This is a genomic window from Haloglomus litoreum (assembly GCF_029338515.1).
GTDB classification, from domain to species: Archaea; Halobacteriota; Halobacteria; order Halobacteriales; family Haloarculaceae; genus Haloglomus; species Haloglomus litoreum.
Genome location: NZ_CP119988.1, coordinates 3,740,802 through 3,754,136, shown reverse-complemented (window position 1 = coordinate 3,754,136; position 13,335 = coordinate 3,740,802). Strand labels below are relative to the sequence as shown.

The following is a 13,335-nucleotide window of genomic DNA, read 5'->3' as shown; positions in this document are numbered from 1 at the left end:
GCTACCGATAACAAAATAGAGGCGGAAGATTTTTTCGCAACCCTGTCCAACCGGCGGGAGATGACAGTCGACCGCTCCCCGATGGAACGGCTTCAGTCGTACTACGATGACGAGGAACTGGTCTGTCCGGAGTGTGGCTTCGAGGACGACCCCGGCAGCTGGGAGAGCGAGACGGACGGTCGGCAGGTGCACTACCATCACGAGTGTCCCAGCTGCGGGGCCGTTCGGGAACACACGCTCGACCTCCCCGCGGACGGGTCCCGGAACGGACAGTGAGGCGCGATCGTGGGCGGACCCGTCGCGACCGTCCCGGGACCACCCCTACGACCCGGACGTGAGTACGGCGACCAGGGTTGGGTCTGGCGCAGCACTCGCGCTAGGGGTCCAGTCCCTTCACCAGCGCCCGCCCGAACACGAGGACGGGGACGATCTCCAGCCGGCCGACCCACATGTTGAGGACGAACATCGCCTCGGCGAGCGGCGGCATGGCGGGGCCGGTGATGCCCGTCGAGATGCCGACGTTCCCCTGTGCGCTGGCGACCTCGAACAGCGCGTCGGCGTAGCCGAAGTCCGGGCCGGCGACGTTGACGAGGACGAGGCTGGAGGCGACCAACAGGAGGACCCATAGCAGGCTGATGAGGGCGGCCTCGGCGAACTCGCGCTCCATCTCGCCGCGGTCGAGCCGGCGGCCGTCGATGGTCACGGAGACGACGGCACTGGCGGGGAGGAAGACCCGGCCGAACTGCCAGCGGATGCCCCGGGCGACGGTGTAGGCGCGGATGACCTTGATGCCGCCGACCGTCGACCCGGCGGCGCCGCCGACGGTCATGGCGACGGAGAGCAGGAGCTTGCCGCCGGCGCTCCACGAGCCGATGGGCGAGGACTGGAAGCCCGTGCAGGTGAGCGCGCTGACGAACTGGAAGACGCCGTCGCGGACGGCGTCGGCGGTGGCGCGGTCGACGAGCGGCGCGGCGACGCTGGCACCGTAGTCGCTGGTCGCGACCGTGAGGACGTTCTGTGCCGCGAGCAGGACCGACCCCACGACGAGCAGGACGAACAGCCACCGGGTCTGGAGGTCGTCGAGGAGTTCCCGGTAACGCCGGTCGTGGAGCACCACGTAGTGGACGGGGAACGCGATGGCTCCCAGCGTCATCAGCGGCAGGAGGACGGCCTCGATGAGCGGGGCGTTGTACGTGCCGATGGAGTTGTCCGTCACCGAGAACCCGCCGGTCGAGAGGCCCGTCATCGCGTGGTTGAGCGACTGCCAGGCCTGCTCGCCGAGCGTGAGCGTCGCGCCGTACTCCGACGCGCGCAGGGCGAGGAAGAAGACCACCACCGCGAGCGCGGTGTAGCCGACGAAGATCTTCCAGATGGTCCGGACGGTGGAGACGACGCTCGGATGGATGCGCTCCTCGCGTGTCTCGGAGCGGTAGAGCGCGTAGCTCCCGGAGCCAGGGCGCGCGAGGATGGAGACGGTGAGGACGATGACGCCGATGCCGCCGACCCACTGGATGACCGTCCGCCACCACTGTATCGACCGGGGCAGGGAGGGCTCGTGGACGGCCATCGTGAGGCCGCTCCCGGTCCAGCCGCTCATCGACTCGAACAGCGCGTGCAGCGGCGACCGGAAGTAGGCCAGACTGGACTGTGTGGCTGGCCCCCAGACGGTGACGGGGTCGTACGCGGCACCCGCCGGGACGTAGGTGGCCATGACTGCGACGGGCGTGAGGTGCGCGCTCAGGAGGAAGGGGAGCGCGCCGAAGACGGCGACCGCGAACCAGCCACCCGCGGCGATGACCATCCCGTGTTTCATCACCGGCGCGGGGGCGTCGGCGAACAGTCGGCGGGCGAGCGCACCGGCGCCGGCGGTGATGCCGCCGGCCAGCAGGAACGCGAGCGCGGAGTAGAACTCGCCCGCCAGCAGCGCGACGCCGACGGAGACGCTCATCACGAGCGCCTCCATCAGCAGGAGCGAGCCGATATCGCGCAGGACCGTCGCGAGGTCCGGCGGGAGCCCGCCGACCCGCTCGCGTCGCCGCGCCACGCTACGTCCCCACGCCCCCGTTGTCCTCCTCGTCGGCGGGCCGTGTCTCGGGGTCGGCGTGGTCGCCGTAGACGCCGAACACGTCCGTCACGTCGGGCGTCGCGCCGCGTGCGGAGTAGACCGTCAGGAGGTCGCCCGCCCGGAGTTCGGTGTCCCCGCGGGGCGTGATCGGCTCGTCGCGGCCCTCCCGTTCGACGGCGACGATGAGCAACTCGTCGCCGATATGTCCGGCGCTGGCCGCCTCGGCGACGGTCATGCCGGCGACGGGCGCGTCCCCGTCGACGGTGATCTCGAACACCTCGGCCTCCTGCCCGACGCGCATGTAGTCGACGATTGCGGGGCGCTTGACCGCCCGGTAGAGGTACTCGGCGATGAGGCGCTGTGGGTTGCCCATCGTGTTCACGCCGATACGCTCGAACAGCGACATATGCTCGGGGTCGTGGACCACGCTGACGATCTCGGGGACTCCGAGTTCCTCGCCCAGCAGGCAGACCATCACGTTCGTCGCGTCGCGGTCGGTCGTCGACACCAGCGCGTCCGCGCGGTCGGCGCCGGCCTCCTCCAGCGTCTCCTTCACCGTCGCATCGTCCTGCAGGACCAGACAGTCGAACCGCTGGGCGGCCCGCTCGGCCCGCTCGGGGTGCTGCTCGACCACGACCACCTCGTTCCCGCCGGCGGTCGCGATCTCGATGAGCGGCGTCCCGATGTCCCCCGCCCCGACGATGATGAGGTACACGGCGGGTGTGTGTCGGGGGGGCGGTAAACGTCTACCGTTCGACGAGAACGGGCCGCTGGCCGGGGGCCGGTCTCACCAGCCCCGCAACCGAAGCGTCCCACCCGTGACCCGGACCGGCCGGGTGCCGTCGTGGCGGAGTTCGACGACGGGCCGGTCGCCGGCATCGAGGCCGACCGGACCCACCGCGAGATGCCCGCGACCCGCGCCGGCGACGTCGAACGTCCCGCTCGCGCTCGCCTCGCCCGCCGAGAGCGTTAATTCGACAGCGACGGGGCTGTGGCTCCGCACGTGGGGCCGAACCGACGCACGATACCAGCCGGCCTCGGACGCCTCGACCGGGTCGGCCACGTCGAGGATTGCGCGCTCGCCCGGGTGGACGGTGCGCCCGGCGAGCATCGTCTCCGTCGCCGCGCCCACCCCGCCGAACGCGCGGGTTCGGGCGACGCCGAGCCGGTAGCGCCGGTCGGTGTCCTGCCCGTCGACGAGGACGAGGTCGCTGCCCGTCGCCCGGGCGAGTCCAGCGTCGACGTGGTGGACGTTGCGCTCGTCCCACGCACCTGCCTCGCCCGACCCGGAGACGACCGGCGACGTGGGGAGTTCGTGCATCGACCAGTCCTCGCGCGAGGGCGCCACGACCCGCCACGACTCCACGATACCGGGCGTGCCACGTCTGAAGAACAGGTCGACCGTGCCGGCCGTCGCGTCCACGAGCGGCCGGCCGCCGGGGGCGATATCGTTCCCGCCCGGGTCGAACAGCGGGCTGGCGGGGTGTTCGTGCCAGTCGCCGCCGACGAGGCGGTCGCTGTAGCGCAGGCGGACCGTGTAGTCGGGCGCCTGGTGGACGAGGAACCACGTCCCCGCGAACCGGAACGGTGTCGGGTCGATGCGGACCTCGCCCGTGAGCGCGGTGTCGACCAGCTCCCACCCGGCGGGGAAGTCGTTCGCGCGGTAGACCCGGAGTTCGTCGGGCGTCGACCCGGCGGGCGAGGGGACCATGAGCCAGTCGCCGTCCTGTCGGAGGACGTGCGGGTAGGTGTGCTCGGCCTGTGCCGCCGGGAGGACGACCCCCCTGTAGGTCCAGTCGCGCCCGTCCGGACTGGTCGCGTGGCCGATGTCGAAGCGTGCCTCGGTGTCGCGCAGGCCCAGCAGGGAGCGGCGGTCCCGCCGTTTCACCTCGAAGAAGCAGTGGTACGGGCCGGCGTCGGTCGCGGTGTCCTCGCCGGCGCGGACGACGAACGGGTCCGCGACGAACGAGACGTGGGCGGCGTCGTCCACGTCGGCGGCCGTCAGGACGGGGTTACGGTCGGCATCGCTCGCACGGTCCACGCGAAGCGGGGGTGTCGCGAGCCGCGGGTCGGCCGCCCCCGACGTACCGGCGTCCGTCACCCGCGGAACCGGGGCACGGTCGAGGTCGGCGCCCCCCGAATCGGCGGGCCCGTCGGCCAGCCACCGCCGGACCACCGCGGGGGCCGGCCCCGGGAGCGAGGGGACGAAGGGAATGCGCATGGGCGGGAGGCGTTCGGGGACCCGATTACGCTTTCGGGAGCCTCCGACCCGCGATCACGGCCGTCGATTCTCGGTTCCCGGTTCCTGACTCGTATATTTATCACCCCGGCAGTCGTACACAAGTCATGAGTACCACCGCCTCTCCCCGACGGTTCCCATCCGTCCAGGTCCTGTTCGGCGCCATCGTCGTCCTGGTGGGCGTCCTCCTGTTGCTGAACACGACGGGCATCCTCGTCGTCGACGACTACCTCGTCTACGTCCCGTCGCTGTTCGTCCTGCTGGGTGTCTGGGCGCTGTTCCGTGGCGGCCTCCGCGGCTTCGTCGGCCCGACGGTCCTCATCGTCGTGGCGGGTGCGTGGCAGGCCGTCGCACTGGGCTACGCCACCGTCGACCAGGTCGTCGCGTTCTGGCCGGTGCTCATCATCGCGTTCGGCCTCTCGGTCGTCCTCGGGACCTACCGCTCGAAGGTGCCCACGACCGACGACTCGTACACCTCGATGTTCGCGGCGTTCGGCGGCGTCGAGCGGCGCAACACCTCGAAGGCGTTCACCGGCGCGGACCTGACGGCCGTCTTCGGCGGCGCGGAACTCGACCTCCGCGACGCCGACCCCGCCAGCCGCCCCGCCACCGTCAACGCCGTCGCGCTGTTCGGCGGCGCCGATATCATCGTCCCGCGCGACTGGAACGTCCGGATGGAGGTCCTTCCGGTGCTGGGCGCGGCGAGCGACGAGCGCCCCCGCCGCGAGGAGACCAACGAGGAGGTGGACCTCGTCGTGACCGGTTTCGCCGCGTTCGGCGGCGTCTCCGTCAGCGACTGAGTCGGCAGTAGCGACGGGGCGACCTTTTGTGTCGGAATATCTCGAATATATCTGGAGTATACTCAGCTATCGAACGATATCTGTGGTAATTCACATATTTGTGGATAAAAGGGCTACTGCAGTCGCCTTCGGGAACGCTGTCGGCCCCCTGGTCGCGCTGTAGCACAGCCGCGGTAGCTCCCGAGACCGTCCCCGGTTCCGGTGGCTCTGGGGTCCTCGGACTGGCGGGGCGGTGTCGCCGGCTAGCACCGTGCAGCCGTCGTGGTGCCGAACGTTTAGGCCGGTCCGCCCACCAGTCCGGGTATGTTCGAGAAGTCGACGTGGATCCGGCTGCCCCGGAACGTCGTCGTGGGGCACGGCGTCCTCGACCAGGTGGGCGAGGCGGTCGACGACCTCTACCTGAGCGGGACCCCCCTCCTCGTGACCTCGCCGACGCCGAACGAACTGGCGGGCGAGCGGGTCGCGGCGCAGTTCGAGGCACGGGGAACCGCCCCGCAGACCACCATCGTCGAGCGGGCCTCCTTCGGCGCCGTCGAGGACGTCATGGCGGCCGCACGGGAGGCCGACGCGGACTTCCTCATCGGCATCGGCGGCGGCAAGCCCATCGACATCGCGAAGATGGCCGCCGACGAGCTGGACCTGGCGCTGGTGTCGGTCCCGACCGCCGCCAGTCACGACGGCATCGTCTCCGGCCGTGGGTCGGTCCCGGAGGGTGACACGCGCCACTCCGTCGCCGCGGACCCGCCGCTCGCGGTCGTCGCGGACACCGAACTGCTGGCGGCGGCGCCGTGGCGCCTGACGACGGCGGGCTGTGCGGACATCATCTCCAACTACACCGCGGTCAAGGACTGGCAGCTGGCCCACCGGCTGAAGAACGTCGAGTACAGCGAGTACGCCGGCGCGCTGAGCCAGATGACCGCCGAGATGCTCGTCGGCGCGGCCGACTCCATCAAGCGGGGGCTGGAGGAGAGCGCCTGGATCGTCGTGAAGGCCCTCGTCTCCTCGGGCGTGGCCATGTCCATCGCGGGCTCCTCGCGGCCCGCCTCCGGGGCAGAGCACCTCATCTCCCACCAGCTCGACCGCATCGCCCCGGGTGCGGCGCTGCACGGCCACCAGGTCGGCGTGGCGTCGCTCGTCACGGAGTACCTCCACTCGGGCGAGGACGGGGAGTGGCGCAACGTCCGCGCCGCGCTGGAGAACCTCGGCGCGCCCACCTCGGCGGCGGGGCTGGGTATCGACGACGCGGACTTCCTCGAGGCCGTGACGACCGCCCACACCATCCGCGACCGCTACACCATCCTCGGCGACGGCGTGAACGAGCGGGCCGCCTACGAGGCCGCCACCGTGACCGGTGTGGTCGAACGGGAGTAGTACGGGGTCTCCGTGGGTTCTGTTGTCGTGGAAGATGGACCTCTCGGCGACGGTCGCGGTGGAGCGCTGTTGAAGACTCCCGCCCGCTCTCTTTGTGACGGCCACTGCGACGATGCACCCGTGTGGCTCTGTTGAAATGATCAGACTTTGACAGGATGTGCGTGCAAGATACAGGGCGCGTATCGGTCATCGCGTTTCCAGCAAAACACGAGATGCTGATTTACTCAGTGCAGGGTTTCTACCGGTTCCTGACCCGTTCACCGGCGTCTTGGATTTTACCGTAGGCAGGTGCAAGCACGTAATCCGCGACACCAAGCGCAACAATGAATCCTGCCAGTCGGAGCCCATCATAGCCGGTGTCGGTTCCTACGTCGATGAGAGCGACCAGTCCAGCCACGCCGATTCCGACCCCAATCCCGACAGTCACCTCCCGCCGATATTCACCCCACCAGACGATGATACCAGCAACCAGAAGCACGACACCACTCACAACCGCATCGACACCGAACGACAGCCCACCGAAGGCCAGCCCACCGAGTACCAGTCCGATTCCGACCCGACGAAACTGTTCGACCGGATCGAGTTCTCGTTCACCCATACCATACACGTCACTAGAAAGTCAGAAAAACCATGGTCATTATGGGGTCTTTAGCGGTCGATACGCAGGTACAGTGAGCAGAGAGTTCACTCACCTCTATGTGGAACAAACGAGGTAGTCCTGCTGGACTCACCCTCTGGGTCGGTCACGTTCTTTCTGCCCGACGCCCGGGAGGTTTTTCAGACGTTGCTGGATGTAGGGCGCGAGTCGGTCAGTGAATTTGGGTAATCGTGAAGACTAAACGAAACGAAGCTGACTCTCCTTTAATGCACTCAGATAAGGTACTGGAATCAATCAGACGTTGGCTCATGTTCGTCTCTCTTCTTCTTACTGCTCATCTCTATCTCTTCTCGGCAACTACCTCGGGCGTGTATCTGGACAATCTAATCCACCTGTTCGCTGGGTTGAGTATACTGTTGGTTCTCTCCGTTTTGAGCGCATCCGTCGTGAGGACGTTCATCGGGCAAACAGCGTCTCGTAGTGATTCAAATGCCTAACTGAGAAGCCTCTGTACTGGTTACTGTGACTGCTGCATACACGCTCTGTATCGGTCAGAGCGTTACTGACAGACCCTGAGTAAGTCGAAAAGGTGCTGCTGCATACAGGGCGCAAGTCGGTCACCGGTTTCGCGTTTGCCGTGACCGAACTGAATTGTTCAATGAAGAGCGTGAGTCTAACACCGTGTTAAATTTCTCTGTTCACCGACGCAGAAGATTTATCCCGAACTAACAGGCATCTTACTATATGAATAGACGGTCCACGCTCATCGTCCTCGCAGGAGCACTCTCCTCAGTTGCAGGGTGCTCAGCTCTCCAACGGACGAGTCAATCAACGCCCTCTCGTTCATCTGACGCAGGTGCATCTAATCTATCGAAAGCCTCTCTCCAGATCCAAACACCCAGCGGGACGGAGTACTTTGGGCTGTATCGATTAAATGGGCGGTCCGAGGATGGCTCGATTACTGACAGCACAGACATAGCTGCGGCAGCTCCTTTGATTCGGCATGATGTCATTCCGGTCTCTCGCTCTGAACGTTGGGAGTACACCATCAACGCTACAATTCATCAAGACGACGAGCGAGTCACTACGGAACATTCCGTATCATTCAGCCCCTCTGATGAGCAGCAGGTCCTCGTAATCACCGTCACTGCTCCAAGTGATGTGTCGATTACCACCGAGACACTCTGATACACTCGCACGATCTTCTCATTGGTCTGTTCAACTCATACAGTGTGAGACAAAAGGCGGGGGCGTGCTGAACTCTCCCTCTATATCGGTCACGGCCCTCCTGACAGCATCTGAGCAAGTATCTGAGAGCGTGCCGAATAGAGAGCGCGTATCTCCCACGGCTGACCCGAATCGTAGGGGAACAGAAAGAGGAGTCCGTTTTCAACGAAATTCACTGGACCTGTGCAGTCGACCGACGCCAGTAGTAGCCGACGACTGGGCCCAGTACGAGGACGACACCGACTGCGAACCCCGTGATGATGGCAACGGTGTCCGGGAGCGTGGTAGTGGCTCGGAGCAGGTCGGCAATCAGGGCAGTAAGCAAGATGATGAGACTTAGCCAGACCAGACCACGGACGGAGTAGAGGTAGCTATTCGTATCAAGGGCCAGTCCGCCACCGCGAATCAGCTGAGGGAGGACGTCGACCGCCCCGAGAATCCCTAGCGTGAGTCCCAGTCCAGCGACGACCCGCAGGTAGGGGTGGAACTGCGGAATGAATGCTCCGAGAGCCCCGGTGACGACCCCATATATAAGCAGAAACACGAGCCCACGACTGGCGTTAGCCCACGTCCGCTCGGAGACCATACTTGTCGTTTACGAGTATCGAAAATAACGCTTGGGTGCCCAACTACCCGTGCTGCATCCAACCTCTATAGTCAGCACAGCCCTAACAAACTATCAGCGACCGAGGATTCCAACAGAGTCACCCGTGTAGAAAGCCCCCGCCCGCTCGACGCTCCGGGACTCGCTGCGCGCCTCGGTCGCTCACCCCGTTCGCTCCCTGCGGTGCTTGCTTCGTCCGGGAGCGGTCGAGGCGGGCGGCCCCTTTCAGTCCCGCCCTGTTGCTGGTTGCATCGAGCGACGCGTGTGGTGGTTCCAGCGGAGCAGGGTGTCCCCACACCTCCCCGCGCTCGCGCCGGGGTGTTCCGACACGCTCGCTCCGCTCGCGGTCTCCACAGCAGGGGCGCGAGCGCGCTTCCTGTTCACGGAACCGGCCGGCCGAGCAACCGCTCTCCGGCCGGGCCGCGCGTGCCGAGCGAAAGCGAGGCCGTTCTCGTGAGCGAAGCGAACGAGAGCTCGTCAGAGCTTGCTCTGACGGCGCGCGACCCGGGGAAGGGCAGGGCCGCTGCGCCCGTGGCACCGATAACGTCCTGGCGGACTCGAAGGGCGAGCGCTCTCGACCCGCCCCCGGCGTTCGGGAGAGCGAAGCTCTCCCGCAGCCCATCAGAAATCTCCGATTTCTGAGGACGACGCAAGGACCGCAGGGCGCCTCTGGCGCCCGAGGACCGCAGCGAGCCGCGGGCGGCGAGGCCGAAGGCCGAGCAACGTCAGTCGCAGCCCGCGTGGTTCGAGAGAGCGAAGCTCTCTCGTCATTCCGGAAATCGAAGATTTCCGGCGACAGCGAAGCGAGCAGGAACGTCTGACGGCAGTCGAGAGCGCGAGGGCTTCGTAGGTGTCTCTGTCGTCGTCAGCAGAACCGTGAGAGAGCGCGAGGGAGTCGGACGAATCTCCATCGTCGCCAGCAGAACCGTGAGAGGGGGCGAGAGTTCCGTACAAGTCCCTCTCTCGTTAGCCGGTCCAGTTCAGGCGTCCGGGTAGCTCCAGGGGTTCGCGTCCTCGTACGCGGCCGCCAGCGCGAGCAGGCGCTCCTCGTCGTAGCGGTGACCGACCAGCTGCAGGCCGACCGGCAGGCCGTCGTCGGTGAGGCCGGCCGGGACGGTCACGACGGGGTGGCCGCTCATGTTGAACGGCCAGGAGAGCATCCAGTCCATCGGCAGGCCGGCGACGTTCTCGCCGTCGATCTCGTTGGGGAAGCTCCCCTCGAGCGGGAGGGGCGGCGTCGCCAGCACGGGCACCGCGAGCGCGTCCCGGCCCGCCAGGGCGTCCTCGACGGCGTCGTAGAACGCCGTCCGGCCGACGTTCGCGTCCATGAAGTCGTCGGCACCGTGGCCCCGACCCATCCCGAGCGTGTTGAGCAACGTGGGCGAGACCTCGCCCGCGTGCTCGCCCTCGATGTCGAGGTCCGGGTGCTCGTCCTCCAGGCGGTCGACGATGGTGGCGAAGAAGACCGTCGCCTGCTTCCCGTAGTCGAACGTCATGTCGCCCTTCGACGGCCCGCCGACCGCCGCGTCCTCGACGTCGGCGCCCGCGTCGGCGAGTGCGTCCACGGCCTCGCGGCAGGCGTCGCGCACCGCTCCCTCGACGGCGAACCGGTCGAGGTCCGCCGAGTAGCCGACGCTGAACTCCGCCGCCGGGACACCGCCCGCAGCCGCCTCCGCGTAGTCGCCGTCGCTCGGCACCGAGAACGGGTCCACGTCGTCCTGCCCGGCGAGGACGTCCAGCATCAGGCCGGCGTCCGCGACGCTCCGGGCCATCGGCCCGAGCACGCCGAACGGGGAGTGCGAGTAGAAGGCGTCCGGGCGCGTCTCCTTCGGGACGAGGCCGAACGAGGGCTTGATCGAGACGACGCCACAACAGGAGGCAGGGTTCCGGAGCGAGCCCCCCACGTCGCTCCCGGTGGCGAGGACGGTGAGGCCGTCGGCGAGCGCGGCCGCCGACCCGCCCGAGGAGCCCCCCGCGTTGCGCTCCAGGTCGAACGGCGTCGCGGTCGGGCCCTGCAGTTCGTTGTACGTCAGCGGCGTGTGGCCGAGTTCGGGCGTGTTGGTCGTCCCGACGACGACCGCGCCCGCGTCCTCCAGCCGCCGGACGGTCACGGTGGTCCGGTCGGCCACGTTGTCGTCGAGTGGGGCCAGCCCGTACGTGTGGCGCACCCCCTCGATGCTCTCGGTGAGGTCCTTCACCGCGAGCGGGACGCCCGCCAGGGGCCCGGGGTCCTCGCCCCGCTCGACCTGTTCGTCGACGTCGGCGGCGCGCTCGCGGGCCCGTCCCGCGAGGACGGTCACGAAGGCGTTGGTGGCGTCGCCGCGCTCGGTGATGCGGTCGAGGAACGGCTCGACGATGTCGACGGCCGACCGGTCGCCGGCGCGGACGTCGCGGGCGATGTCGACGGCCGACTGGAAGGTGTCCGTCATGGGCCCGTCTGCGGGTGGTCGCGGCTTATCTGTTGGGCCCCGATATCGGGCCGGCCCGTCGCGACCGGCGCCATCGGACTGGAAAATCACTAAGTAGAACACCCATCTAGGGCGACCCACTGTCACATGGTCCCCGAACGCCTCCTCCACGGGGTGGGTCGATGAGCTACCGGACTGTCGGCGTCCCGCAGCGCGGTCGGTCACGGGCACTGCTCGTGGCCGGACTCTCGCTGTCGCTGCTGCTGGCGGCGCTCGCGGGGTCGGTCGCGGTGGGCACCGCGACCGCCCAGTCCGACGGCGACCCCCACGTCTCGGTCCCGAACGTCACCGTCACGCCGGAACAGCCGACGCCCGGCCAGCGGACGGAGCTCCGGACGACCGTCCGGGTCGCCGAGAGCAGCCCGGACAGCGTCAAGATCGAGGACATCTACATCCGCCCGGAGGGGAGCGCGAACACGCTCGCCCGGGCGGGGGACTTCGGCACGGTGACCCCGGGCGGGTCGCTGACGGTGCCGCTGTCGGTGTCGTTCTCGGACCCGGGCGTCAAGGACCTGCGCGTCTACGTTCGCGGCGAATCCGACGACGGCGACAAGGTCCGGCTCCAGTACCCCGTCACGGTCAGCGTCACCGAGGGTGGGCTCCGGATGAACGTCGTCGCGTCCGAGGCGACCGTCGGCGAGGAGACGCCGCTCGCGGTGAACGTCTCGAACGGCGACCGGTCGGAGTTCCGCGACCTCGAGTTGACCGTCGCCGGCACGGCCCTCGAACTCGACGACCCGCGGCGCCTCGACGCGACGCTCGGGCCCGGCGCGGACCGGACGTTCTCCTACGACGCGACGTTCACCCAGACCGGCGACCGGCGCGTCGGCGCGACGCTCCGGTACACGACCAGCACCGGCGAGACGCGGACGCTCCGCGACAGTACGACCGTCGACGTGGGGACGGGTGTCGGCATCGACGTCGCGGTCCGGAACGCGAGCGTCGGCGGCGAGACGCCGGTCGCCGTCACCGTCACGAACGGGCAGCAGACGTCGCTCGGCGACATCGAGCTGACCGCGAACGGCTCGAACGTCCGCGTCGAGAGCCCCCGGCGGTTCGACGCCGACCTCGCGGCGGGGGCCGAGCGGACGTTCACCTACGACGCGACCTTCCCGGACCAGGCCCGGAGCACGGTCGCGCTCACCCTGCGGTACACGACGGCGGACGGTGAGCGCCGGACGGTCCGCGAGACGGCCACGGTCGACCTCGGACGGGGCGGCGCCCCCGTCGAGCGGCCACAGGTCGAGGTGAGCGTGGCGGACGCCGTCCCGGGGGCGCCCCGGCCGGTGAACGTCACCGTCGCCAACGGGCTGGAGAACGAGGTCCGGCAGGTGCGGGTCGTGGCCAGCTCGCCCGAGGCCGAGTTCGAGGTGACCGAGCGGGTCCGTTCGACGCTGGGTGCGGGCAGCAGCGCGACGTTCCGCTACCCGGCCAGCGTCGCCGAGAGCGGCAGCTACCCGGTCGAGGTGACGCTCGTCTACACGGACGACGGCATCCGGCGGCGCATCACCCGCGAGTTCGACGCCTCGTTCGGCGCCCCCGCCAACCCCGGGGAGATCACGCTGACCGGCGTCGAGGCGGTCGAGACCGGTGCCGGCCTGGAGATCTCCGCGACCGCGAGCAACGTCGGGTCCAGCGACGTGGAGGCCGTCACCGTCTCGGTCGACGGCGAGCGGGTCGCCGCCGCCGACTACTTCGTGGGCGGTGTCGACGCCAGCGACTTCGCCTCGTTCACCCTCTCGACGGCGGTCGACGGCAACGTCTCGACGGTCCCGGTGCAGGTGAGCTACGTCGTCGACGGCGTCGAGCGGTCGTTCACCACCGAGGTACCCGTCCAGCAGGCCGCCCCCGAGCCGACCCGCGGCGGCGGTGGCGGCGGCCTCCCGCTGCTCCCCATCGCCGTCGTCCTCGTGGTCGTCGTGGCCGCCGTGGCCGTCTACCGCTGGCGGCGGGGGTGACCGCG

At 68.3% G+C, this 13,335-nt stretch carries 10 protein-coding genes; 4 read left to right on the top strand and 6 right to left on the bottom strand.

The window, feature by feature from the left end:
- Positions 1-60 precede the first annotated feature (60 nt).
- The gene (locus tag P2T62_RS18820) at positions 61-276 is read left to right on the top strand and encodes an HVO_0649 family zinc finger protein (protein ID WP_276258556.1); all 216 of its coding nucleotides are present in this window, start codon (positions 61-63) and stop codon (positions 274-276) included.
- Positions 277-376: 100 nt separating this feature from the next.
- Here the strand turns inward: P2T62_RS18820 and P2T62_RS18815 are convergent, their stop codons facing one another.
- The 3 genes from P2T62_RS18815 to P2T62_RS18805 form a co-directional block, all read right to left on the bottom strand.
- Positions 377-2,044 (bottom strand): TrkH family potassium uptake protein, encoded by a 1,668-nt coding sequence (locus P2T62_RS18815; RefSeq protein ID WP_420028386.1) that lies wholly within the window; start codon positions 2,042-2,044, stop codon positions 377-379.
- Between the two features lies 1 nt (position 2,045).
- Entirely contained in the window at positions 2,046-2,780 is a 735-nt protein-coding gene (locus tag P2T62_RS18810; protein WP_276258555.1) for a potassium channel family protein, read from the bottom strand.
- A gap of 72 nt (positions 2,781-2,852) precedes the next feature.
- The gene (locus tag P2T62_RS18805; protein WP_276258554.1) at positions 2,853-4,286 is read right to left on the bottom strand and encodes a glucosamine inositolphosphorylceramide transferase family protein; all 1,434 of its coding nucleotides are present in this window, start codon (positions 4,284-4,286) and stop codon (positions 2,853-2,855) included.
- Between the two features lie 125 nt (positions 4,287-4,411).
- Between P2T62_RS18805 and P2T62_RS18800 the strand changes: the two genes are divergently transcribed.
- A complete protein-coding gene (locus P2T62_RS18800) occupies positions 4,412-5,104 on the top strand; it encodes a LiaF transmembrane domain-containing protein (RefSeq protein ID WP_276258553.1) in 693 nt (230 codons plus the stop codon).
- 303 nt (positions 5,105-5,407) lie between these two features.
- Positions 5,408-6,475, top strand: a complete 1,068-nt coding sequence (locus P2T62_RS18795) for an NAD(P)-dependent glycerol-1-phosphate dehydrogenase (RefSeq protein ID WP_276258552.1) — start codon at positions 5,408-5,410, stop codon at positions 6,473-6,475.
- A gap of 238 nt (positions 6,476-6,713) precedes the next feature.
- Here the strand turns inward: P2T62_RS18795 and P2T62_RS18790 are convergent, their stop codons facing one another.
- The 3 genes from P2T62_RS18790 to P2T62_RS18780 all read right to left on the bottom strand — a co-directional run bounded on the left by P2T62_RS18790 (position 6,714) and on the right by P2T62_RS18780 (position 11,333).
- Complete coding sequence (locus tag P2T62_RS18790; RefSeq protein ID WP_276258551.1) at positions 6,714-7,073, bottom strand: hypothetical protein; 360 nt, start codon at positions 7,071-7,073, stop codon at positions 6,714-6,716.
- Positions 7,074-8,472: 1,399 nt separating this feature from the next.
- Positions 8,473-8,886, bottom strand: a complete 414-nt coding sequence (locus P2T62_RS18785; RefSeq protein WP_276258550.1) for a hypothetical protein — start codon at positions 8,884-8,886, stop codon at positions 8,473-8,475.
- A gap of 998 nt (positions 8,887-9,884) precedes the next feature.
- Positions 9,885-11,333 (bottom strand): amidase, encoded by a 1,449-nt coding sequence (locus P2T62_RS18780; protein WP_276258549.1) that lies wholly within the window; start codon positions 11,331-11,333, stop codon positions 9,885-9,887.
- 161 nt (positions 11,334-11,494) lie between these two features.
- Between P2T62_RS18780 and P2T62_RS18775 the strand changes: the two genes are divergently transcribed.
- Positions 11,495-13,330: a COG1361 family protein gene (locus P2T62_RS18775; RefSeq protein WP_276258548.1), complete on the top strand. Its 1,836-nt coding sequence runs from the start codon at positions 11,495-11,497 to the stop codon at positions 13,328-13,330.
- Positions 13,331-13,335: the final 5 nt, after the last annotated feature.

Coding starts and splice junctions, on each gene's coding strand:
- P2T62_RS18820 (WP_276258556.1), top strand. CDS start 61: ATGACAGTCGACCGCTCCCCGATGGAACGGCTTCAGTCGTACTACGAT.
- P2T62_RS18805 (WP_276258554.1), bottom strand. CDS start 4,286: ATGCGCATTCCCTTCGTCCCCTCGCTCCCGGGGCCGGCCCCCGCGGTG.
- P2T62_RS18800 (WP_276258553.1), top strand. CDS start 4,412: ATGAGTACCACCGCCTCTCCCCGACGGTTCCCATCCGTCCAGGTCCTG.
- P2T62_RS18795 (WP_276258552.1), top strand. CDS start 5,408: ATGTTCGAGAAGTCGACGTGGATCCGGCTGCCCCGGAACGTCGTCGTG.
- P2T62_RS18790 (WP_276258551.1), bottom strand. CDS start 7,073: ATGGGTGAACGAGAACTCGATCCGGTCGAACAGTTTCGTCGGGTCGGA.
- P2T62_RS18785 (WP_276258550.1), bottom strand. CDS start 8,886: ATGGTCTCCGAGCGGACGTGGGCTAACGCCAGTCGTGGGCTCGTGTTT.
- P2T62_RS18780 (WP_276258549.1), bottom strand. CDS start 11,333: ATGACGGACACCTTCCAGTCGGCCGTCGACATCGCCCGCGACGTCCGC.
- P2T62_RS18775 (WP_276258548.1), top strand. CDS start 11,495: ATGAGCTACCGGACTGTCGGCGTCCCGCAGCGCGGTCGGTCACGGGCA.